Source organism: Pontibacter sp. FD36, from assembly GCF_015686655.1.
Classification (GTDB): Bacteria; Bacteroidota; Bacteroidia; order Cytophagales; family Hymenobacteraceae; genus Pontibacter.
In genome coordinates this window covers 19,789-42,318 of record NZ_JADPMP010000013.1, presented here as the reverse complement: position 1 = coordinate 42,318, position 22,530 = coordinate 19,789, and the positions used below count along the sequence as shown (strand labels likewise).

Sequence of the window (22,530 nt, the reverse complement as noted above, 5' to 3'; positions counted from 1 at the left end):
TTTATCTTGATTGGTACACCCTCTATAAACGCACATTTGGGTTGGGAGTTTACGCAGCGTCCTTAACCCAAAGCAGGGGCGTGCCCGTAAACAGTAGCAATAATGTATGTATTAAAACCACAATGCTATGAGAAACAACAGAGAAGAAAACCGCGACAATCGTAACATGGAGCCACGCTGGGCGCACGGCCATCACCACGGCGAGAACTCAGACCGCGGCAATTACACCGTGGACTCGCACTTTAACAGCGGGTATGGTGAGCAAGAAGACGATTACTATGATACAAGAACTTTCAACACCAACATAGATCATGAGTACGGTTCGCGTCAGGGTCGATTTCAGCCGGGCGGTGCACAGTACAGCGGAGAGGATTTTACCTCACGCAACCGCAGAGGGCAGGATAACCCCTACGGCATGAGCTATGTACCCAACGACGACTATAACTCAGGCCGACACTATGACCCGCAGGCCGACTACAGCGACCGCGACTATGATGACATGCGCCGGCAGGGCAACTCGTGGACACGTTCCGGCCGATATGATGAGTCCTTCGGGCATGATATAAGCCGTCAGAGAAGACGCGGCGATCAGGGCTTCCAAGGACACTCCTCTATGGGTGACTACGAGTCATACCGCCGTTACGAGATGAACAACCCGGCCTACGACAACGACTACAGCGGAGGCTTTGCAGGCCGCAACCATACGGAGGGCCGCGATCACTTTGGCGAAGATAGCTATTACAGCAACATGGACCGCTGGGGACAGAACGACCGCCAGCGCCGCTCCGAAGACCGGCACAATCGTCATTAATATGTAAAATCAAACAGCCGCAGGGGACATTCTCCCCTGCGGCTGTCATTTTAAAAAAGTAAAAACATGAGAGACTATAGAGATCAGAATTATGGCGACTTCAGCCGCCAATACCAGGAGGAACATCCGCGCCAACAGCAGTACCGTAGGGAGCAACGCGACTGGGACCAAAGACCGGAAGACGAAGGATCTGGGCGTCAGTATCGTGCACGGCACGAAGAGCGAGACAGGTTTGAAGGCAACTACCGTGGCAACATGGCGGACTACTACAACACCATGTATGATACCAGCAACTATACCGGTGTGCCACGGCATGATGAGTATGGACTTCCGTATGGTTCAGAGAACGACCTGGACCGCATCAGCAGGGGCAACCCGAGGTTTGCTGACCCGGATCGATTTGAGCGGACCCGCTACCGTTACAACTCAGGCTACAACCCGAACTACGACAATCCGGAGGAAGGCGACCTGTACCGTGACTTCGACAGCCGCGGCAACCATGGCTTCCGTCACGATGCCTCTTATGGAAACGCAGACGAGTTCAGGGACTTCGGCGATGACCACTATGGCTCCCCTGACAGGAGTGGAAGATACTAGCGTACAGAGGTTTTAAAAATGCCCATACTATATTGTATACTTTTTTTCACCATTGCGTATAAGTGACTATACATTAGTATTGAATTTCCATCTGAGAAAGGCCACAGCGTAACAGCTGTGGTTTTTTTCATTTTCTATGATATTTTTGAAATTGTATTTAATTTCTTTGGATTGATAAAATTTTACGTTTACCACTCACTTATATGCATGTGTTAAAGTCTTTCCTGCTAGGAGCCGTTACTTTAATCGCCATACTAGGCGTGATCTCCATCAGTCTGCCTCGCCAGATCCATTTGCAGCGTGACATCATCATCAATGCGCCTGCCGATGTGGCTTATGAGCAGCTCAGTGACTTACGGAATTGGCCTAACTGGCTTCCTGGACATCATATTGACACCGGTAAGTCGCTTAGCTACGCCGGCCCACCAATAGGGGCACGCTACAATTGGACTAGCCAGCGACGGGGTATTGGACAGGGCATTGTGACAATCGTAGCGGCGGAACCGCCCAGCCGACTGGTTACCAACCTCGAATTTGAAGAAGATGATAGAGCGCATAGCACTTTTGTACTAGAGGAGACAGAGGAAGGCACAAAACTCACCTGGCACTTTGATAAATACATGGGTGACAACCCTGTTCGTAAGTTCTCAGGTCTGCTGATCGACAGCACAGTGGGAGAGGAGTTTGAAGACGGACTCGAAAACATCAAGAAAGAAGTGGAAGCCAGGTATGTGCTGAGCGATAAATAATGCAAGCATTGCTGTAAGACCATAAGCCCAAGGTATAGCCTGAAAATGCTATACCTTTTCTATTTCCTTCTGTTCCTGTTCTTTAGGAATGATGGTGATCTTACCGTCCTTTTCCAGGATAGCATACTTGATCTGGTCGAGCCGCTCCAGTCCCCGCAGCGCTCGTGCCGACTCCATGATGTCAGCCTCGTCCACCCGCACTTTTTTCAGCCGTTCGTGCAGCAGTTTGCCGTCATCGAGGAGGATCACCGGCACCCCATCCAGTACATTTCCGAACCCCTTATATTTCTGTTTCAGAAGCGAAAGGCTGATGTCGGTGAGCAGGAGCGTGATAATCAACACGAAGCTGTTCATCAAGGAGTGGTCTTCGCCAACGAGCGCCTGCTCCGCAGTTTCGGCTATGATCAGGAGGAGCACAAAATCAAAGACAGTGGCTTCGTACAAGGTTCTTTTACCGCTTATCCTGAAAATGAGCATCAGGAAAACATACAGGATCAATCCTCTGATAACGGTTTCCATAGGGTCGGATTAGGGGTGAATGAACTGTGTGATAGCTACCTGTTTTTCGGCTGTGGAGAAGTGCAGAGGCAGCGAGCCCATTCCTTTGGGTGTCAGGTAGAAGGTAACAGAAAATGGTTGCCTGGCCGTAGCAAAGCGGTAGGTAATGCCCTGCTCGGTGGTATAGACTTCGGCGGGTTCAGGCACCACCTTGTCTATTTTGAGGTGCTCGTAAAAGTCTTTGCTGAGGTGTAAGTCTGTGAGAGAGTCACTGGTAGAAGCATGCAGCTTCACTTTTATTTCGGCAGGGGCACTGCGTCTGATAAAGCGTTCATATTCTACTTCGAGTCCTTCAGCACTGTCGCCAGCCTTTAAGCTTTGTAGATTGCCGATGCCACCATCGCCGGTAAAACCGAGCAAGGCAGCCAGTACAAAAATGGCCATCACAACCCATGCTACCCGCTGAACTTTCCAGTTGGTGCTTTCCAGTTGAATATCCTCGTCAATGTCGAGTTCGCCTCTATGTTTTCTCACGGCTATACCTTGCGTTTGCTTTCGCAGGTATATAACGCTTAGGCAGATTTATGGTTTTGCTACACTGTCAGGAGGTGCAATCTCGGGGTAAGCTTCTGTTTTGAAGTCAGCTACTTTCTTATAAAGTTTCCCTTTTTCGGCGAGCGAAGACAGGAAGAGGGTGACCTTGGAGGTGTTGAAATGGTTGGATAGATCGGCCAGTAAATCCGGTATGCCATCGCGGTCTAAGTCGCCTACCCAGAGGAGGACGTAAATGGCACTCTCGAAATTCTCGTCAGAGGCCAACTCCTGCGTGATCTTACGTCCGCTTTTAGTACCCGTCACTGTCCACCTGTAGTTCCGGACCGAGTAAGACTCTGAGCCTTCCTGCTGGATGCTGTCACCGCTGGCTGCCAAGGTATAGGTCTTGCCTTTGTACCCGAGGTCGATGGCAGTATTCGGCAGAATCACTTGATCCGGGTAGCCTACTGTGTCCACTTCACTGGCCTGTAGTTTGGCTATACCTGTTACGAAAAGGAGTGTGTTCGGGTGCTCGCCCCGCACTTCACGCCCTGAGCGTACCTGCCGGCCCTTGTCGTAGACCGGATCAAAAAAAGTAGTGACCTGCATACCGCTGGGCTGCAGCCTGAAAACGCTGTCATCCTGCACCAAGGCCATCCAGGGTTTCTGCTCCGCGCCCTGCCATACCTCGTGCTTATGGAAGCGCCCTTCGATCATGATCTTAGCAGCGGTTTTGGGCTCGGGACTCAGATCGGTTGTGTCAGGGGTATAGTGCTGCAATTCGTCATCGGCGGGCAGTTTGGCTGAGTCAGGTGCCTGTACCAGACTGGTATCCGTTTCGAGGAGGTGCGTATGATCCGTCCGGTTGGCCTGCGACTGGTCCGGGGAATTGTTGCAGGCCACCATGCTCAGTGCTAAAAACAGGATCGCAGGTATACGCATTGTGGTAAGGAATTAGAATGGAAGAAAACGAATATAGCGAAAATATCTTTCGGGCAAACAAAAAACAGGAAGGCTGACTGCTGCCAACCTTCCCGTTCTGTATGCTATACCTTAATCCTGCGCCTAAAGGTTCTTGTAGAGTCTGTCTTTCAGACCAGCAGAAGCCTCCACCAGTGGCAAACGCACGGCTCCGCCGCATACGCCAAAGCGCTCCAGCAGGGCTTTCACGCCCACCGGGTTACCTTCTTCATACATCATTGGATTGATGTCCACGAAGTCGAATAGCAGGTCAGACGCCTCTTTGAATTTATTTGACAAGCCCAGGCGGATCATGTTGCTGAACTTCTCAGGGAAGGCATTGGCCAGCACGGAGATTACACCCAAGGCACCGAAGGCGATCATCGGTAGGGTCAGCATGTCATCGCCGCTGATCAACAGGAAATCTTCTGGCTTGTGCTTGGCAATGTGCATGCACTGTTCCAGGTTGCCGGATGCTTCTTTGATACCAATGATGTTTTGGTGAGTTGCCAGACGTACGGTCGTGTCAGGGGCAATGTTGCTGCCCGTGCGACCCGGTACGTTGTACAGGATAACCGGCACCGGGCAGGCATCGGCGATCTGTGTATAGTGCTGGATGATGCCTTGCTGCGATGGCTTGTTGTAGTAAGGACTCACCGAAAGCACGGCGGCTATACCTTCCAGATCTGTTTTCTGAATTGTGTCGAGTACGTGCTGTGTGTTGTTGCCGCCCAGACCGTATACCAGCGGTACACGACCGTTCACATGCTTCTTCACGAAAGCCAGAATCTCAGCTTTCTCCTCAGTTGTGGTGGTTACCGATTCACCTGTAGTTCCGTTTACTACGAGGTACTCCACTCCACCGTCAATGGTAAAATCAATCAACTGGCGTAGGCCGTCGAAGTCTACGGCCATGTTGCTGGCAAAAGGGGTTACAAGAGCAACACCCGTTCCTTTTAATTTATCTTGTATCATGCGCTGTTTTTCTAAAGCACGAAGTTCGAACTATCCAGCGGATTCTGCAAGTGCTTGCCTTTGCGTATGATGATACCAGCTACATTTAACTGATCAAGGGCTCCCTACTGTATATTATTCTCCTCCACCCAATGCAGAAAATGGTCTTTGTATACCTCTCCAATCGGGATTTCCTTATTCCCGATGCGGATGCGGCTTTTCTCAATGCTGTCGATCTTATGAAGGGCCACGATAAAGGAGCGGTGCACGCGCATGAACTTTGACTCAGGCAGCTTTTCCATAGCCTTGTTCATGCTCAGCAGTGTGATAATCTTCTGGTCTTTGGTTTGGATGATGATGTAGTCCTTCAGGCCCTCGATCCAGAGGATGTCGGCAAAGTCCACACGCACGGTTTTGTAGTCGGCTTTCACGAACATGAAATCCTGCTCGGGTGCATGTGGGGCAGGGGCGGCTGCCGGGGCCTCTGGTGACTTATGGCTGCGCTGCAGGCGTTCCTGTGCTTTGGTCACAGCCTTCAGAAAGCGGTCGTAGGGGATCGGCTTGAGGAGGTAGTCCACGGCATCGTGGTTGAAGCCCTCAAGCGCATAGTTAGGATAAGCCGTTGTGAAAATGATCAGCGGCTGGTTCTTGAGAATGTTCAGAAACTGTATACCTGTGAGTTCGGGCATCTCGATGTCCAAAAACATCAGGTCGATCTGCTCTTCCTGCAGTACCTGCATGGCCTCCGTGGCGCTGGAGCACGTTTTCACGAGTTTGAGGAAAGGCAGTTTGCTCACATAGCTCTCAATGATATCGAGGGCAAGTGGCTCGTCGTCAACGGCAAGGCAGCGGATGGTCATAGGTTTATTTTTTTGGTTGGAAGTACAGTTTCAGCGAAGCAAAAAATGTATCGTCTTTTTCTTCTAAATACAGCTCGTGTCGATGAGGGTAGAGCAAGTTAAGGCGTTGCTTTAGATTTTGCAAACCAATGCCGCCAAAGTCCTTCTTTTTGTGAGTACTGCTATTGTTCACGGTAGAGAACTGGAGCCAGCCATCCGTCACCACCAGGTTGAGCGTGATACCCACCTCGTTGCGGCTCACGAGTCCATGCTTGAAAGCATTCTCCACTAGTGTCATCAGCAGCATGGGGGCAATCTGTTTGCCGGATGTGTCACCTTCCACGTTCAGGCGGATGCTGGTCTGTTCGCGCAAGCGCAGCTTCTGCAGGTCTATAAAATTCTGAATGTGTTCTACTTCCTTCTCCAGACTCACCAGCGTGTCGTTGCTTTCATAGAGCATGTAGCGCATCAGGAGCGAGAGCTTCATGATGGCATCCGGTGTTTCGGGTGACTGCTTGTAGGCCAGCGAGTAAATGTTGTTGAGCGTGTTAAAAAGAAAGTGCGGGTTCACCTGCGACTTCAGGAAGTTCAGCTCGGCGGCCAGTTTCTGGTTTTCAAGCTCTTTGTTGCGCCGCTCATTACGAATATAGTTGCCGGTTACCTTCAGGGCCGAACTGATGAACACCACGATCAGGCCTGCCAGCACATAGTTGAGAATGCGATCCGAAGAGTAGAGCATTGTCATACCAGGGTTAAACTCCCGGAACACGTAGAAATCGAGAGGCGAGCGTACCAGCGCGACGGCAGTCAGCGTAAGCAGGACAACTCCCAGGTATCCGAAGATCTGGTTTCGCGCCAGAAAGCGGGGGATCAGCACATACCAGTTGAGGTAGAAAATCATCATGGCAAAGCTCAAGCCTACCAGTGAGTCAACGGCCTTGTTGAAAGTGAGGCCGCGCTGAAACTGAATGTAGAAGATCCAAGCTCCAAAAAACGCCCAGGCTGCCACATGTATGGTTAATTTGTACCGCTTTTTCATGGTAAATGGTGGTAGGGCTATTAAGTTCAAGGCTGTAATGCTAATGGGTGATGAAAGCGAATCTAAACGTAAGTCTGATGCTGAAGTTAAGCAATATTACGCTGCTTCCATATAACTACGAGCCTATACTATACAGAAGGGCAAAGGAGCCCTATCAAAGCTTCAATTTAAAAGATCAAATCAGAAAAGGCGAGAAATGGTTGTTTGTATATCCTTTTCAGCTGTTCGTCTATTTCATTTTTATTTGTCCGATTAAATGCCTCCATTTGTAGCATCACCTCGGCTAACATGCTGTGCTGGGGAGACGGGCTTAGCGGCCTGTACTAAAGTTTAATTGTTTTTATTGTTTGTTTGTAATTAATAAGCGCCGGTCTTTTTCAGACCGGCGCTTATTTTTTGTAAAGCTTATCAGGTTAGTGGCTGACCATTCCTAAAAACTCGTCTTCAGAGAGGATGGTTATGCCGAGCTTGTTCGCTTTCTCGAGTTTGGAAGGGCCCATTTTGTCGCCGGCCACGAGGTAGGAGAGTTTCGCTGAGATGGAGCTGACCACCTTGCCGCCATGGCTGACAATGATGCGCTGCAGCTCGTCCCGACTCACGCTCTCGAACACACCCGATATGACAAAGGTCTTGCCCTCCAGCTTATCACTTTCCATCTCAGGCGCTGTGTTCTCGGACTTGAACTGCAGACCAGCTGCCTTCAGACGCTCGATCAACTCCTGGTGCTCTGGTCTGCCAAAGTACTGCAACAGCGACTGCGCAATGCGATCACCGATCTCGTTCACAGCGATCAGCTCTTCGTACATCGCACCCCGCAGCGCTTCAATGTCCGGGAACTGCTCAGCCAGTTTCTTGGCTACGGTGCTGCCCACGTAGCGTATACCCAAAGCAAACAACACACGGTCGTAAGGCGTCTGCTTCGACTTTTCCACACTGTTGAGAATGTTGTTGGCCGATTTCTCGCCCATGCGCTCCAGGTTTACCAGCTGCTCAAAGGTAATGTCATACAGGTCAGCCACATTGTGCACAAAGCCGGCATTGTAAAGCTGCTCGATGGTTTTTGGGCCGAGCTCGTCGATGTTCATGGCTTTGCGGGAGATAAAATGCTCCAGCTTGGACATGATTTGCGGTGCACAGCCTTCTTCGTTCGGGCAGTAGAAGTTCGCTTCGCCTTCGGCGCGCACCAGTTCGGTACCGCAGGCCGGGCAGTGGGTCGGGTAGATGATCGGCTGTGAGTCGGCAGGGCGCTTGCTGAAGTCCACACCAGTGATCTTGGGTATGATTTCCCCGCCTTTTTCTACGTGCACAATATCTCCCAGGCGCAGGTCAAGACGCTGTATTTCGTTGGCATTGTGCACAGAGGCTCTTTTTACAACAGTTCCGGCCAATAGCACGGGCTCCATGATGGCTACAGGGGTCACGGCGCCGGTACGCCCGATCTGGTACTGTATGTCAAGCAGACGGCTGACGGCACTCATGGCCGGGTACTTGTAGGCGATCGCCCAGCGCGGGCTTTTGGCGGTATAGCCCAGTTCTTCCTGCAGAGCATAGCTGTTCACTTTCACCACCACGCCATCTGTAGCGATCGGCAGTTCATGGCGTTTCTGTTCCCACTCGTTGATGTAGTCCAGCACGGTATCAATGGAACTGCACTTGCGCCAGGTATCGGATACTTTGAAACCCCATTTCTGGATGGCCTGCAGACTCTCCGAGTGTGTGTCAAACGGACTGGGCGAACTCATGAAGCCATAAGAAAAACATCCCAATTTACGGCTGGCTACGATCGTTGAGTCCTGCTGCTTGAGCGTACCGGAGGCGGCGTTACGGGGGTTAGCCAAAAGTTGCTCACCGGCTTCTTCGCGTTCGGCATTCAGCTGCTCAAATACCTGCAGCGGCAGAAAAACCTCGCCACGCACTTCAAAGCTTTCCGGGTAATCCTTGCCGTGTACCTGCAGCGGAATGTCACGTATCGTGCGCACATTGGCCGTAATATCGTCACCCCGGGTACCGTCGCCGCGGGTGGCGCCCTGCACAAACTCGCCGTTCTCGTAGGTGAGGCTGATGGCCACGCCATCGAACTTCTGCTCACACACATATTCCACTTCGTCACCTACGATCTTCCGCACCCGCTTGTCGAACTCCCGCAGGTCTTCCTCGGAGTAAGTGTTACTTAGTGAGAGCATCGGGTACTTGTGGTGCACTGTTTTGAAGCTCTTAGTGATCGTGCCGCCCACCCGCTGAGTAGGGGAGTTGGGCTGGCGCAGTTCCGGGTGCTGCTGCTCCAGTTGTTGCAGCCGCTCGAGCATCATGTCAAATTCATAGTCAGAGACTTCCGAAATACTGTTCTGGTAGTATTGGTAATTGAGGTAGTTTATGCGTTGGGTGAGCTCCTGAATCTCAGTAGCCGGATCGTTTGCTAAAGCCATAGGGTATTTCTGTTTGGTCTGTAAAAATAGAGAACCAGACGCAGGCTGCCAAGTACCGCCGGCTTTAAAATCGCTCACCCGAAAATGTCCCTATCCCAGGTATTGGAGGCGTTAAGTTATCTGATAACGCCCTCGGCCGCGTCCCGCGAGTGTGAGCTATCAGGCGGACTCTGGCCGCTTCTATCTGTGCCTCACGGCATATTGGCGGGACGCAGCTGCATACCTCACAGATGCGGAGGGCCTAAGCAAACGCTTAGCGGCACTGCCAAACCTTGGTATAAAGTATACAGCACAGGTATAAAAAAAACGGCTGCTCCGAAAGAACAGCCGCTCAGGTATAGGTATAGCGCAATCGCCTACTTCAGTTTCACGCCGTCGGCTACAAAACGCAGCTCTTCTCTTGGTTGGGTAATGGCGGCAATCTCCTCGGCAGACTTACCGGCATCCTCAGCAAAGTGGCGCTGGTCCTCCACGGAAATCACTTCATGCTTGGCCATACCTGTAAATACAGCCGTTTTGCCTGAGAGGTCCTCCACCGGCAGGAAAAAACCGTAGTCGCGGAAAGTTACTTTCATCGTGCTGCCATCCTCCAGCTTCACATCCATCCAGCATCCTTTTGACTGGCAGCTCTGCACAATTTCAGCGGCAACGGTAGCCTGTATGGAGTCGTTCCCGCCGACAGCCTGCTGCAGTTGACCCGCAGAGAGTACGTTGTCTTCCGTAAAGGATGCGCCGTAGGTGTTTGTCTCTGTTTCGGTAGCAGCTGTGGTGATTTCCTGACCTTCGTTGGTTGTGTTGGTCTGTGAGCAGGACTGCAGTGCGGCAGCTGCAAGTAGAAGAGCAAATAGTTTTTTCATACAGGTATGGGTTGGTTGTAATTGCCAAATATAGAGATTATTGGGAAAGTGGGAAATAGTTGAAGACCATTCCTCCCAAAAAGCAGATTAACCTGCCCGAACGGTCAGACTCATCACCCAGTTTACTCTAATGCTTTGTTTTGAAACAGCAGAAAGCCAAGGTGAAACAGCACGCCCCATTCTTTGGTCTGGTCGTTGTAGTAATTCAGACTCAGGGCAGCAGGGCCCAGTATGCCATGGTAAACGACAGCTGCCGTGGCGGCCACACCCGTACCTGTGAGTTTCTTTCCATAGTATGCCTGTTGGTCACTGTCCTGAAGAATAGGCCGGTAGGGCTGAAACACATAACCCTCGGTGCGGGCCTCCAGCCTTGGTGTGATCAGGTATACATACTGCAGACCACCCGCCACAAATTCATGTGCCCTGAACCGATCCAGAAAAAGCGTGCGGCTGTCAGCCAAAGGATGGAAGGCCGGTGCTATGGTCAGGGTAGAGCGGTAGTTGCTGAAGAAAGGCTGGGTCGAGATGACGCCCTCCAGTCTGTATCCGATACGATGACTGCCATTGCCTGCAAAGTCCTCAAAAAGCAAACGTCCATAGAACCAGCTATGATCTGCTGAAAGCTCCTGTGAGGCATTGGCAGTAGAGCCGGGGCTATACTTTTCGGTAGCGCTGACCAGTCGGCCCGTGGCCGTGAACATGCGCCCGCCCGAGGGGTACTGCTTGCGGTTGAGCCCGCCACGCCTGAAAGTGGCGCTTGCCGTCATGCCGCTGGTAGCCGTGCGATCGAGGGTGTCGGATCGCTGAATCTCAAGGCGGTTGCTATACCTGTCTATATGCTGCGCATAGGCTGCGCTCAGCACCAGCTTGCCTTTGTAGGTATTGGTAAAACCCAGATTAACAGCAAAGTTGCGATCGGTTTGTTCCAGCAGTGGCAGGTTGTTGCGCTCTAGCAGCAGACCCGTGGTTGACAGAAAATTCCAGTGGTTGTAAGTAAAGGCGGGCTCCACATAATAAGGCAAGCTGGCAGGCACGTCAATGCGCGTCCGCAATTGGGCTCCCTGGTAGAACCTGCCAGTCTGAAAACTTCCGGCAAAGGTATAGAGCTGCCGACCGAGCACACTGTACTCCAGACCGGCATATATATTGTCGATCGGGCGGGAAGCCAGCACGCCTCCCAGGGCGATCTTCAAACCATCCTCCTTTTTCACATTGAGGAGCAGGTCGTAGGTTTTGGCCTTGTTGTCATAGCGCATGGTCGGGTAAAGGTTGCGGAAGTTATCAATGGCAGCCAGACGGAAATAGCCCGTTTTCACTTCCTGCATGGTATAGCCGTCCCCCTGGGAGCTTCTGAAAAAGCGCTCCACGAAACCCTGCTGGTTTCTTTTCAGACCCTGTATCTCGACGTTGCGGAAGGCGTGTGGCTGAAACCCGCTTCTGAATTTTTCCCGCTTTGCACTGAGCTCCTCAGGACCTACCCTACGTTTTATTTTCTTCAGGATCTGCTCCATGTTCGTGTTCGCCTCCTTGTAACCCGCTGCGAAAAAGTCCTCTACATTTTTGAAATCAAGTGAAGTCAGGTTGCCCAGCTCAGGTTGCAGGTAGATGTCCTTTTCATGCAGCGCCGTAGAGTCGGAGTTCGACATCATAGCGTAGAGCAGGGTATAGGCTAGGTCAAAGTCGTCTTTGTCGTAGGGATACTCGCTGTAGGTTTTGGACGATACGTTCACCCCAATGATGATATCCGGATTGAAGTCATTTCGGGCTACGTCTACGGGAAAGTTGTTGTACAATCCGCCGTCAAAGAGCAGGCGCTTTTCTATCCGGATGGGCTTGTAGAACAAGGGCACCGTAAGCGTGGCCCGCACCGCATCGGCGAGCTGACCCTTGCGCAGGATCACCTGTTGCTGGGTGAAGATATCTGCGGCTACGCAGCGGTAGGGCACCATGAGTTTGTCAAAGTCGTAGCCGGCACGGGCAGCAGGCTGTGAGAGAAGCTGGGCCAGGGCAAAATTAAGCGAAGCATCATTTACCAGATTGGAAGTCAGCTTGGCCTGGAAAGCCGAGTCGAGTGCTACGTGCAGTTTGAGCAGGGAGGGGTTTGGGTCCGGGGAGGCAAAGTTGTAGGTATAGTTCTGCTCCGGCTTGCCGGTAGCCCAGGCCTGAAAAGCCTCAGTGTGGATCAGGTACTCGATCTCAGCGGGGGAGTAGCCTGCCGCATAAAGGGCACCCACAATACCGCCCATGGAAGTGCCCACGATGTAGTCGATCGGGATGTTGTTCTCCTCCAGCGCTTTCAGTACTCCCACATGAGCTATACCTTTGGCACCCCCACCGCTCAGCACAAGTGCTACTTTTTGGGCATAGCCAGTTGTGGACCTGCTAGTCAGCAGGGCCAAAATCAGCAGGTAAGGGAGGGTGTTTCGGAGTACCTGCAACAGCGTAAATTGGCGGGCAGCCTGCAATAGGCGCATAGCAATGTGTTTTTAGCGGTTCCTGATGTCGGCCCAGCGTGCACTGTGTATCGTGAACAGCATGCGGCCCGTCAGCCTGGAGGTATAGCGTGCAGGCACCCGCAGGCGCAGGTCCTGCAGCATCAGCTCAAAACTGGTACTGAAGGTGATCATGTTACGATCGGGTGTAAAGGTGACCGGGATGACTATCTCTTTGATGATACCTTGTATGTTGATAAAGACTCTACTGTTCAGTGTCTGTCGGTTACGGTTGCCGGCATTGATCTGCTCGATCGGTGCTTCTATTTCGATGTACAGATCCGGATAGCGGGATGCAAAAAAGATGTCCTGCACCATGGCTACCGGGCTGGAATCATTAGCCGGAAGCAGGTTCTCGATAGGCAAGAGGCACTCGAGTTTACGGGTATTCTGATCGTAGCGCACCAGCATTTTATTGGACTGATAATCGTAGGTGTTCTGCTCTCCTTCCAGACTCACTTGCATGCTGTTATTGGCCGTATAAGGTATACGGTGCTGCTGCGCCCACGCAGATGCGGTAATAGATAAAATGCAAAGTACAGTCAGTAAAAATTTGGTCATAAAGGAGCTTGATGTAGCATGTACTCCTGCTAACGCAAAACAGCCGAGAAAGGTAAAGCGGTAGTTAAGGTTTAGTGTAGGTATTTTTTCAAGAAAACAGGCTAAATATTTTCTTGCACTGGTCAATCTTACTTTAGATCGCGAATAACACCGTGAAATCTTATTTTTTGTGAAGCATTTTCAAAACTATAAACTCCTCTAGATGGTATATAGAAATAGACAAATTACCCTTCATCCAAATTGAAAAGAGGAGGCCCGCAGCCATAAGACGGGAATGCTCGGGGGATATGACTCGACATGAACCAGGATAGAAAGAATAAGGTAGACGCACGCCAGGGCTCAGCATTTGGCAAAATAGAGCATCTGCACCCGATACGGATGTTGCTATACCTGAGTATGGTTGGTATTGGCGTGCTGTTCTTTGTACTGGTTGTTGCTTTCGTCCGGACGGGTGGTTTCGGCAGTGAACAATTCTCTCTTCCTAAGTTTTTCAGTGTCAGCACGCTGCTTTTGCTTTTCAGCAGTTATACCATCAGCAAAGTTCCCCGCATTTACAAGAAGGACAAACTCCGGAAAATGACGCGTTACCTGGCCATTACCTTTTTGCTTGGAGTGGCCTTCATCGGAGCCCAGATACTGGGCTGGCGGGAGCTGACCGTCTCCGGTGCCTACTTTACCGGCAAAGCTTCGGGCAGTTACTTATACCTGATCACAGCACTGCACCTGCTGCACCTGTTGGGCGGTATGATCTTCCTGGCTTTTCTGCTCATCAAGACTGCCCATATGGCGAGCGATGGCGTACGCAGCCTGATCTTCATCCGCGACCCATACCGCCGACTACAGCTCTCGATGCTCAACACCTACTGGCACTTCCTGGGCGCGCTCTGGCTCACGCTATACCTGGTTATTCTCTTTATGACCTGATTGCACTAGCGCACCAGCGTCACTGAGCCTCTGAATTTATCCACCCCATAGTCGATCACATAGTAATATACCCCGTCGTTTACGTTCTTACCGTCCCATTTAAAGTTATGCGCCGTGCTGGCGAAAACCTCCTTACCCCAACGGTTGTAGATGCGGATGTGCTGAAATGTGCTGGTGCACACGTCTGCAGGCATACCTGGTATTTCAAAAAAGTCGTTCAGACCATCGCCATTTGGTGTGAAAATATTGGGTGGTGAAAAGTTCTTATAATCCGAGGCGCGCACTCTAAATTCCATTGTGATGGTCTGATCAGGGGAAGGTGCACAGGCATCTTCTTTGAGTTGGAAGTTAACGCGCACAACGCCCTGCTCAAATACGCTACAGTTTGCCTGCCAGGTAAAGAGACCTTCTGACGTTCCAGCCCCGCTTGTCGACGTAAAAGTCATGCCCATGTCTTCCAGTCGAAAGCCCTCCACTGAGGCTGTCATGCTCAATTGGTGCAGGTCCAGGTCTACTCCCTGGAAGGAGGCCTCGAATTGCTCATTCAGATCGACTTCGAATACCAACACCTCTTTATTTGTTGTGAATACTGGTGCCTGGTTGGGGTATACGGTTCGGATTTCAACCAATTCGGTGCGGGAGACAGGCTCACCACAGATCAGGGAGGTAGCCGTGAACTCTACCAGGTAAGAAGGTATAGCGAGTGCAGCACAGTCTATTTGCCAGGAGAATGGCGATGATACCTGCCCTATACCTGAGCGATTTTCAAAAGCAATGGGCACAGACCGCAAATCAAAGTTTTTGCCTATAGCTGCGATGCTGACCTCGTCGTTGTCAGGGTCAAAGCCCAGTACATTAAAATCGATCAGATCTCCCTCCATTACCTCGATAACCCTGTCTGGCCTGGAAAGATCGATGCTGGGAGGCTCGTTGGGTATAGGATCAATGATGAAACTGACCTCCAGGGTGTCCAGTCGCGGCAGACTGCAGGCATTGTCTTTTACAATCAGGTTGAGTTTGTATACTTCTCCAGCGGTGTCAAAACACTCAGTAAAACAGAGCGTTGCCCGTAGCGAATCGGAAGCAACGGTACTATTAACAACGCCAGAAGTGGTGCCGGAAAATGAATAAATGCTATTACTGAAATTGACAGCCTGGGCAAAAAGGGTGAGTGTAGAATTAGGGTCAGGATCTGTAAAGACCACATCGAGACAGCGGGCCTCGCCGGGCCTGATGCGCAAGATTTCGCCCTGCCTGTAATAGCTTTTTTGCGCTTTCGCTTTGGCTAGCACAACAGGTGATTCATTGCGGGGGCAGTCCTTAACGAGCAGTTGAAAGTCACGTCGTACTTCACCTATCTTCACGCCGTTGCGGTACTCCTGTATGCGAACACTAAAGACGAACAAACCTACGTTACGCGGACGAACAGTGAGGCGACCGGTCTGTGCATCAATTCTTAAAGGGGGTGAACCAAGTATCTGGTTGGCGCTGTCATATCCGGGTCGCCACATTACTTCGGGATATGGCGCAGGACTCGGAATGGGTTTGGAGATACTTCCCCCACCGGTGAAACCATTCAAGGGCGTTACCAATTCATAGACCAGTGAATCACCGTCATCATCAATGCCCCCAAAATCATAGTAGAATAATTCGTTTGCGCAGGCATAGTCGCTTAAGGGAGGAAATAGCCGGGGCGACGAGTTTACAAACGCTGTGTTGTTGAGAGAAACAGCCGGGAACTCTAAGTAAAATGCTTGCCCTGATCCTTCGGGGTTAATAATATTTGTGATGATGTTGTTGCGGCAGCAGCGCTCCCAGGTCATGTAATAGCCATCCGGACTATTGAAAGTGCTGGGAGAAAATACCAAGTCCTGGTAATAAACCAGGCGTCTGGTTCGGAGCTCGCCAATGGCACAGGAAACATCAGTGTAGTTGACGGGTGTTCCACCGCGCAAGGGCAAAATCACGTCACTTATGGGAGTATTGAGACGCTTATCAAATATGCGAACGGATACACTTGCGTCCAGAGCCTCTGGATTCCCGTTTACGGCATCAAAATACAGGATCAGAGAAATACGGTAGGTATAGCCTTCCAGGTGTTGCATTTCTAACTCACCTCCAACAATGTGTGAAGCCATTGCCCGAACGTTCAACAGCAGCAAACAGCTTGTGAGTAGAAAACATCGCTTCATTGTTTCACAATTAAGAAATAGTGAATGAATGCGGCAGGCAAAGCTATACCTGTCCTATCATGCTTGGCTAGCGCACCAGCGTCACTGAGCCTCTGAATTTATCGGCACCATAGTCGATCACATAGTAATATACCCCGTCGTTCACGTCCTTACCGTCCCATTTGAAGTTATGCGCCGTGCTGGCGAAAACTTCCTTACCCCAGCGGTTGTAGATGCGGATGTGCTGAAATGTGCTCGTGCAAGCGTCAGCTGGCATACCGGGTATCTCAAAGAAGTCGTTCAGGCCGTCATCGTTTGGCGTGAAGATGTTGGGCGGTGTGAAATCCCTGTAATCGGGCACTTTCACCTTAAACTCCATCGTAATCAGCTGCAGCGGGGACGGTGCGCAGGCATCTTCCTGCAGTATAAAATCAACCCGCAGAACGCCCTGCTGGAAAGCGTCGCAATTCGCTACCCAGTTAAACTTGCCCGTAGCTGCGCCTGGTCCGCCTGTCGACGTAAAAGTCATCCCCATCTTGTCTAGGTCAAAATTCTCCCCACGTGCCAGCATACTGAGCAGGTGCCCATCCAGGTCAGTACCGTCAAAATTAGCCTCGAAGGGCTCATTCAGGTCTACCTCAAACACCAATACCTGTTTGTCAGTCGTCAGTACCGGTGGCTGGTTCGGGTAGTCCGTTCGCACTTCAATGATTTCAGTTCTTGTCAGTTCCTCGCCGCAGACCATGGAGGTCGCCGTAAATTCGATCTGATAAGTGTCCTGCCTGAGCGTTTCGCAGTCTATTTGCCAACTGAAGGGCGACTGCACCTGCCCAATGCCGCTGCCGCCCTGGAAATTGATTGGCAGTGAGTTCATATTAAAGTTCAGCCCCCTGGCTGAGATAGTGACCTCGTCATTGTCGGCATCGAATCCGAGCACGTTAAAGTCAATCACATCGCCTTCCATCACAGTGAATAAGCGATCAGGTTTTGATAACTGGATTGAAGGCGGTTCATTAGGTATAGGATCAATGACAAAGCTCACTTGCAATGTATCCTGCCTTGGCAGACTGCAGCCATTGTCTTTCACGATGAGGTTGAGCTTAAAGACCTGTCCCTCCGTGTCAAAGCATTCATCAAAGCAAACAGTCGCATTGAGCGACTCCTGCCCGCCCGGACCGTTCACAACACCGCTGGTAGTACCTGAGAAGGTATATAGGTCGCTGCTGAAGTTCACAGGACGCGCGTAAAGTGTAATTCTGGAATTAGGATCCGGATCGGTAAATTCCACGTTAAGGCAGCGGGCATCTTCCGGGCTGATCCGGATCACATCTCCTCGCTTGTAATTGGTAGTTTGGCCGTTCACCCTGGCCTGCACGGCAGGACTCTCGTTGCGGGGACAATCTTTCACGAGGAGCTGGAAGTCGCGTCGCACTTCGCCTATCTTCACGCCATTGCGATACTCCTGCACACGCACCGCGAATACAAAGAGGCCAATACGGTCCGGGCGTACTGTCAATCTACCCGTTTGCTTTTCAATGATAATAGGAGGGGTGCCTTGTATCTGGTTTTCGCGGTTATAACCGGGCAGCCATTTGACCTCCGGATAGGGAGCAGGCCTGGCGATAGGAGCTGCATTGGTAGGGTCTGCAGTGGCGAAACCATTAAGTGGGGTAACCATGTCATACACCAGCGAGTCGCCGTCAGCATCTGTGCCGCTGAAGTCGTAGTAGAACAGCTCGTTTGCGCAAGCATAGTCGCTAAGCGGAGGAAACAGGCGGGGAGAAGAGTTGACGAACTGAGAGCCATTTCTCGTAACAGGCGGAAACTCCATGTAGAACACCTGTCCGGCTGCATCCGGCATCACAATGTTATTGATCGTGCGGTTACGGCAGCAACGCTCCCAGGCCATATAGTAGCCCTGCGGGCTGTTAAACATATTAGGAGACAAGACCACATCCTGGGAATATACAATGCGCCGTGTACGCAGCTCTCCGATCGTGCAGGCTATATCGGTATAGTTCACATAGGTGTCGCTGCGCAGGGGCAGCTGCACATCCATCATAAAGCGGTTGTTCAGCTTGTCAAAAATCCGGATATTGGCTGATGCGTCCCGTGCGCCCTGTGTACCGTTCACATCGTCAAAGTAGAGGTTCATGGTGATGCGGTAGGTATAGCCTGAACGATGCTCTATTTCCAGTTCGCCGCCTACTATGTGCGTGGCAACGGCCTGTAGACTTACCATCAAGAGGCATAGCAAAAGAAGTAAAGCGTGTTTCATGAATAGAGGCGTTTTGGGATTCCTGGTAAATTCCGGCAACACAGAACCAGTAGTGCGGTATAAGTTACATGAAATCCTGAAACTTCCCTATCTGGGCTGAGATTTTTATAGTAACTGCACCCAACATTCACATGCTTTTTGCGTTATAGGTCTTCTGGGAATCGGCTTAATATTGCAATTACGAGTCAGAATATTACTGTTTATACGTATTCAAAACAATCCATGTCAATCGGAGTTATAAGCAGACACAGATATTTTGACACCCTCCAAAACTGATCGTTTACCGGATAATGTATATATCATGATGACGCTAACACAAGAACTTGAACTGAAGAAAAAACTGCTGCAGGAGTCCACCAGGTTGTTAAACATGCAAATACAGGCAGCGAAAGAGGCCATGGACGAGGCACAGGAAAGTGCTAACGAGCACCACGGCGCTATTGAGGACAAATTTGAATCATTCAGGGAGGCCTGTCAGATACAGCGGGATATGTATGCCCGTCAACTTGACGAACTGATTACGACCATGGGAGTTCTTAAACGGGTGAATTCAACGAAAGAGAATAAGGAAGTATCATTTGGAGCGGTAGTGATGACGGAACTGCAGAACTACTTTATAGGCGTAAGCCTGGGAGAGATGAAAATAGATGGAGAGTCGTTTTACGCCATTTCAGGTATGTCACCACTTTATAAGGCGATGGCTGGTAAAACCAGCGGTGAAACGTTTGTTTTCCGTGACAAGACCTACAAAGTATTGCAGGTATTTTAAGCCTGTTAGGTATGATAGCAAACCTTTTGCGCTAAAAATAGTTTAATATAGCAGTAAAGGGTTGAAAACAGAAAAGGTTGGCTTTAGGGCCAACCTTTTTTGCATTATATGATCTGACTAAACGATTACTCTATACGGGTCCAGTTTTGTGTCCTGCCAATGAGTGAAATACCGATATAGCCTTTTACTTCCATTTTGTCTTTGCCCTTCATCTTCATGTAGCAAGAGTACGTTTTGCCGCTCTCCGGGTCATAGATCGTACCATCATCCCATTTGTTATCGCCATCATACTTGAAGTCTTTCATGAACACCATGCCTTGCAGTGGGCGGTTGCGCATTTTTTTGTCCGGATTGTTATCGTCCAGTTTCGGCTTGCCATTTCTAAGTGGCTCTTTCAGTTGCACGATCTTACCATACAGTTTATCGCCTGACTGGTAAATCTCAAAGCGAGCTTTGCCTTCTTCATTGGTCCAGATGCCAACAGGAGAAAGTTTCTGTGCCCACGCTACAGTGGAAAAGAGCATAAGGGCTACAAGGGTTAGCAGGTGTTTTTTCATGATTTGGGTTTTGTTTGATAAGATTAGTAACGAAATATAGACAAAATAATTCATTTTTCAACTAAAAGGCGATACCGGTCGATTTTTTTACGTAAGGCAGCGCAGCTTTCGTTTATGTGAAGGTAAAGTGATAGCAAGTGTTAAATATTCCTATACCTGGTCGCAGCCTGTTCTTTATTTGCACCGGGTTCATTCTGAGCGACTTAAAAATATAGTATACAACTAACAGGCCAGTATGTATGCGCCGGAAAGAAAATGTGATAAAATAAGTGCTGAACCTTGTGAACTTATCAGCGTTATTTTAACTTTATACTATCAGTTAAGCGGCGAGTGCTGCGGCCTTGCGTATGACTGCCACGAGCAGCGGCGCATGGTTTATGTCGGACTAAAGAGAAAGGAGGTGCTATGTCTAATCCATCAGTCGTCTTAGTAAGCCTTGGTAATAGTGTTCACCTTAACGGTGAGCTGGCTTAGTAAGCAGTGAGTATCTACTGCTTGCGCAGTAAATATTACCTTTGGTCTTGAGTGATGGTGCTGCTGCAAAACAGGGCGCCGCTTGTTAAGATTTGAAGGATTCTTAAAGCGCTTGGTGTAACTTGACGGGCTACACCAGGCGCTTTTTCTTTTTCTATACCTAGGTATGCCTGTGAGTAGGAAACCAAAACCTATAGCTTATCTTCCCCTACAGATCGTCCTTGTAAATCGTGTTGTCGCGCAGCCGACGTTCCCTTAAAAATGAAGCCACATAAGACAGTACCGCTAAAAAACAGCTGATGCCCATTAGCAGGATCAGCACGTGCTTGCTGTCCCACACGAAGTTGTCTGGGTCGATGCGGAGAATGAGCAGAAAGCCTGCCAGCAAGGTAAGGGCAGAAACGGTGTGAAATACAAAGCGGTTGTGGCGCTTCAGGTGGTAGGTGGTAGCCAGCAGCAGGATGCCAAACATCGGAGCTGCGAGAGCCACTATCGGCCGTGAAGCAGATAGAAAGTAAACGGCTAGTCCGGCCAGGATTAGTATAGTAGCGTTGATGGAGTTAGCTATGTAGGGATGCACCATATTCATTTCTTTTAGATGAAATTTGCCCGGCCGGCTAATGCCAGTCGGGCTATATAGTGTATCTTACGTAATTACAGGTAATTTATGTTTGACCTATGCCTTATAGCACACGCCTGATACCCAAAAAGCGTCTGTCATAACCAGTACCTTCTACCTGGCTGATCTTTACGCCGCCATTAGAGGAAGAGTGCACAAAACTGATTGTATCGCCGGGCTCAGAAATTACTATGCCAACGTGACCAGGTTCGCGTACCTGCGGGTTTGTACCCGTAAATACTACCAAATCACCCGGGCGGGCCTCGTCACGCGTTACAGGTATACCATCCTCTGACTGTGTAGTAGAAGAGCGTGTCACCGGCACTCCGAATTCCTGGTATACATGCGAAGTAAAACCAGAGCAGTCAAAGCCATTGTTGCTTGTACCGCCGTACACATAAGGCGTTCCCATCAAAGTCAGAGCATAAGCAATCAGGGAGTCCGTGACAATTGTGCCACTGGCATCTACCCAGTTCAGGCCAGCGTCATCCGTATCGGACTCAGCCATTGCATCCCGATTTTCCGAGTTGGCTTGCTGAGCTGCAGGTTCTGTTTTATCTGTTTTCAGGCTGGCAAAGCGCACTGAAGTCGTTTCCTGTGCAGGAGAAGCCGCCTGATCGGTACCCGCTGATAACAATATCAACAGCAGTACGACAGGGGCAAGCATTAAGGCAATCATCTTTTTCATAGCGATAGGGTTTAGGTTTAGTAACAATAACTATGGAAATATCGTGCCAGTCTGTCTGCTACCAGCCAGCGAATTCAGAAAACCCCTGATTTGCTATACCCGGAAAACTTACCCTCGACATTTTTAACAGGCTTTTCAGGGCCATTCGTCAGAGTATTATGTCTGTTCATATAAATTATCAGCACAATGAAATTAATATGGTATAATAGTGTTATATTTTAGTATAAAATTTATGATTTTGCAGATGATTTAAAACTTGATAGGATGGAATTGTTTAAGTCGGACACCTGTGCAGTAGACTATGTGGCAGATCGGTTGATGGTACAGTACAACCGGACAATGCAGGCAGATGAGTTCAGAGAAGGGTTGCTGGAGGCCTTTCGTTTTGCTATGAAGCATCATGTGAAGCAGTGGCTGTTCGATCTGCGCAATATCGGTAAGCTCAGTGAGGAGGAGGAAACCTGGTTACAGGTGCAGCTTTTTCCCCAGATCATGATGCACTTGGGCACGGGGAATCATGTAGCGCTGGTAGTGGACGAAAATTGCTACCATGACATGATCAAAGAATCCGGCCTGCTGGGGCTGAAGAGCTATAATTCCTTTATCATCATAAACACCTTTTGTGATATGCAGGATGCGATCAACTGGCTGGATCACCGCCAGTCAGAGTGTGCATGAGCACCAGGATTACGCTATACCTGAACCTTGCGGATTTTGAAAAGCAGGCTTTTTA

General features: G+C 50.1%; 21 protein-coding genes. 6 read left to right on the top strand and 15 right to left on the bottom strand.

Going from position 1 to position 22,530, the window contains the following annotated elements:
- The first annotated feature begins 127 nt into the window (after positions 1-127).
- The 3 genes from I0P70_RS17935 (at position 128) to I0P70_RS17925 (ending at position 2,157) form a co-directional block, all read left to right on the top strand.
- On the top strand, positions 128-811 hold the full coding sequence (locus I0P70_RS17935; RefSeq protein ID WP_196120539.1) for a hypothetical protein: 684 nt from the start codon (positions 128-130) through the stop codon (positions 809-811).
- A gap of 66 nt (positions 812-877) precedes the next feature.
- Positions 878-1,408, top strand: coding sequence for a hypothetical protein (locus I0P70_RS17930; RefSeq protein WP_196120538.1), 531 nt, complete (start codon positions 878-880; stop codon positions 1,406-1,408).
- Between the two features lie 203 nt (positions 1,409-1,611).
- Complete coding sequence (locus I0P70_RS17925; protein ID WP_196120537.1) at positions 1,612-2,157, top strand: SRPBCC family protein; 546 nt, start codon at positions 1,612-1,614, stop codon at positions 2,155-2,157.
- Positions 2,158-2,205: 48 nt separating this feature from the next.
- On the opposite strand, the gene I0P70_RS17920 is transcribed toward I0P70_RS17925, so the two are convergent.
- From I0P70_RS17920 to I0P70_RS17875, 10 genes are all read right to left on the bottom strand, one after another.
- Positions 2,206-2,676: a DUF421 domain-containing protein gene (locus tag I0P70_RS17920; protein WP_196120536.1), complete on the bottom strand. Its 471-nt coding sequence runs from the start codon at positions 2,674-2,676 to the stop codon at positions 2,206-2,208.
- A gap of 9 nt (positions 2,677-2,685) precedes the next feature.
- The gene (locus I0P70_RS17915; RefSeq protein WP_196120535.1) at positions 2,686-3,189 is read right to left on the bottom strand and encodes a hypothetical protein; all 504 of its coding nucleotides are present in this window, start codon (positions 3,187-3,189) and stop codon (positions 2,686-2,688) included.
- Positions 3,190-3,237: 48 nt separating this feature from the next.
- Complete coding sequence (locus tag I0P70_RS17910; protein ID WP_196120534.1) at positions 3,238-4,131, bottom strand: hypothetical protein; 894 nt, start codon at positions 4,129-4,131, stop codon at positions 3,238-3,240.
- 123 nt (positions 4,132-4,254) lie between these two features.
- Positions 4,255-5,124: a 4-hydroxy-tetrahydrodipicolinate synthase gene (dapA, locus tag I0P70_RS17905; RefSeq protein ID WP_196120533.1), complete on the bottom strand. Its 870-nt coding sequence runs from the start codon at positions 5,122-5,124 to the stop codon at positions 4,255-4,257.
- 104 nt (positions 5,125-5,228) lie between these two features.
- Positions 5,229-5,963, bottom strand: a complete 735-nt coding sequence (locus I0P70_RS17900) for a LytTR family DNA-binding domain-containing protein (protein ID WP_196120532.1) — start codon at positions 5,961-5,963, stop codon at positions 5,229-5,231.
- 4 nt (positions 5,964-5,967) lie between these two features.
- Positions 5,968-6,981 carry a sensor histidine kinase gene (locus I0P70_RS17895; RefSeq protein WP_230392281.1) on the bottom strand — a complete coding sequence of 338 codons (1,014 nt, stop codon included), beginning with the start codon at positions 6,979-6,981 and terminating at the stop codon, positions 5,968-5,970.
- A 413-nt stretch (positions 6,982-7,394) separates the two neighbouring features.
- Positions 7,395-9,407 (bottom strand): NAD-dependent DNA ligase LigA, encoded by a 2,013-nt coding sequence (gene ligA / locus I0P70_RS17890; RefSeq protein ID WP_196120531.1) that lies wholly within the window; start codon positions 9,405-9,407, stop codon positions 7,395-7,397.
- 356 nt (positions 9,408-9,763) lie between these two features.
- Positions 9,764-10,264: a DUF4920 domain-containing protein gene (locus I0P70_RS17885; RefSeq protein ID WP_196120530.1), complete on the bottom strand. Its 501-nt coding sequence runs from the start codon at positions 10,262-10,264 to the stop codon at positions 9,764-9,766.
- Positions 10,265-10,386: 122 nt separating this feature from the next.
- Complete coding sequence (locus tag I0P70_RS17880) at positions 10,387-12,738, bottom strand: patatin-like phospholipase family protein (protein WP_196120529.1); 2,352 nt, start codon at positions 12,736-12,738, stop codon at positions 10,387-10,389.
- A gap of 12 nt (positions 12,739-12,750) precedes the next feature.
- Complete coding sequence (locus I0P70_RS17875) at positions 12,751-13,317, bottom strand: hypothetical protein (RefSeq protein WP_196120528.1); 567 nt, start codon at positions 13,315-13,317, stop codon at positions 12,751-12,753.
- Positions 13,318-13,614: 297 nt separating this feature from the next.
- On the opposite strand from I0P70_RS17875, the gene I0P70_RS17870 reads away from it, so the two are divergent.
- Positions 13,615-14,241, top strand: coding sequence for a cytochrome c oxidase subunit 3 (locus tag I0P70_RS17870; RefSeq protein WP_196120527.1), 627 nt, complete (start codon positions 13,615-13,617; stop codon positions 14,239-14,241).
- A 5-nt stretch (positions 14,242-14,246) separates the two neighbouring features.
- Here I0P70_RS17870 and I0P70_RS17865 read toward each other — a convergent pair whose 3' ends face one another.
- Together I0P70_RS17865 and I0P70_RS17860 are read right to left on the bottom strand one after the other, a co-directional pair.
- Positions 14,247-16,379 (bottom strand): gliding motility-associated C-terminal domain-containing protein, encoded by a 2,133-nt coding sequence (locus I0P70_RS17865; RefSeq protein WP_196120526.1) that lies wholly within the window; start codon positions 16,377-16,379, stop codon positions 14,247-14,249.
- Between the two features lie 121 nt (positions 16,380-16,500).
- Positions 16,501-18,690, bottom strand: coding sequence for a gliding motility-associated C-terminal domain-containing protein (locus I0P70_RS17860; protein WP_196120525.1), 2,190 nt, complete (start codon positions 18,688-18,690; stop codon positions 16,501-16,503).
- A gap of 301 nt (positions 18,691-18,991) precedes the next feature.
- On the opposite strand from I0P70_RS17860, the gene I0P70_RS17855 reads away from it, so the two are divergent.
- Positions 18,992-19,459, top strand: coding sequence for a hypothetical protein (locus I0P70_RS17855; protein WP_007652687.1), 468 nt, complete (start codon positions 18,992-18,994; stop codon positions 19,457-19,459).
- 125 nt (positions 19,460-19,584) lie between these two features.
- On the opposite strand, the gene I0P70_RS17850 is transcribed toward I0P70_RS17855, so the two are convergent.
- The 3 genes from I0P70_RS17850 to I0P70_RS17840 all read right to left on the bottom strand — a co-directional run bounded on the left by I0P70_RS17850 (position 19,585) and on the right by I0P70_RS17840 (position 21,797).
- Positions 19,585-20,016, bottom strand: a complete 432-nt coding sequence (locus I0P70_RS17850; protein ID WP_230392280.1) for a DUF2147 domain-containing protein — start codon at positions 20,014-20,016, stop codon at positions 19,585-19,587.
- Positions 20,017-20,698: 682 nt separating this feature from the next.
- Complete coding sequence (locus tag I0P70_RS17845) at positions 20,699-21,073, bottom strand: hypothetical protein (RefSeq protein WP_230392279.1); 375 nt, start codon at positions 21,071-21,073, stop codon at positions 20,699-20,701.
- A 100-nt stretch (positions 21,074-21,173) separates the two neighbouring features.
- Complete coding sequence (locus I0P70_RS17840) at positions 21,174-21,797, bottom strand: C40 family peptidase (RefSeq protein ID WP_196120523.1); 624 nt, start codon at positions 21,795-21,797, stop codon at positions 21,174-21,176.
- Positions 21,798-22,061: 264 nt separating this feature from the next.
- Between I0P70_RS17840 and I0P70_RS17835 the strand changes: the two genes are divergently transcribed.
- Positions 22,062-22,475, top strand: coding sequence for a hypothetical protein (locus tag I0P70_RS17835; protein WP_196120522.1), 414 nt, complete (start codon positions 22,062-22,064; stop codon positions 22,473-22,475).
- The last annotated feature ends 55 nt before the right edge of the window (positions 22,476-22,530 follow it).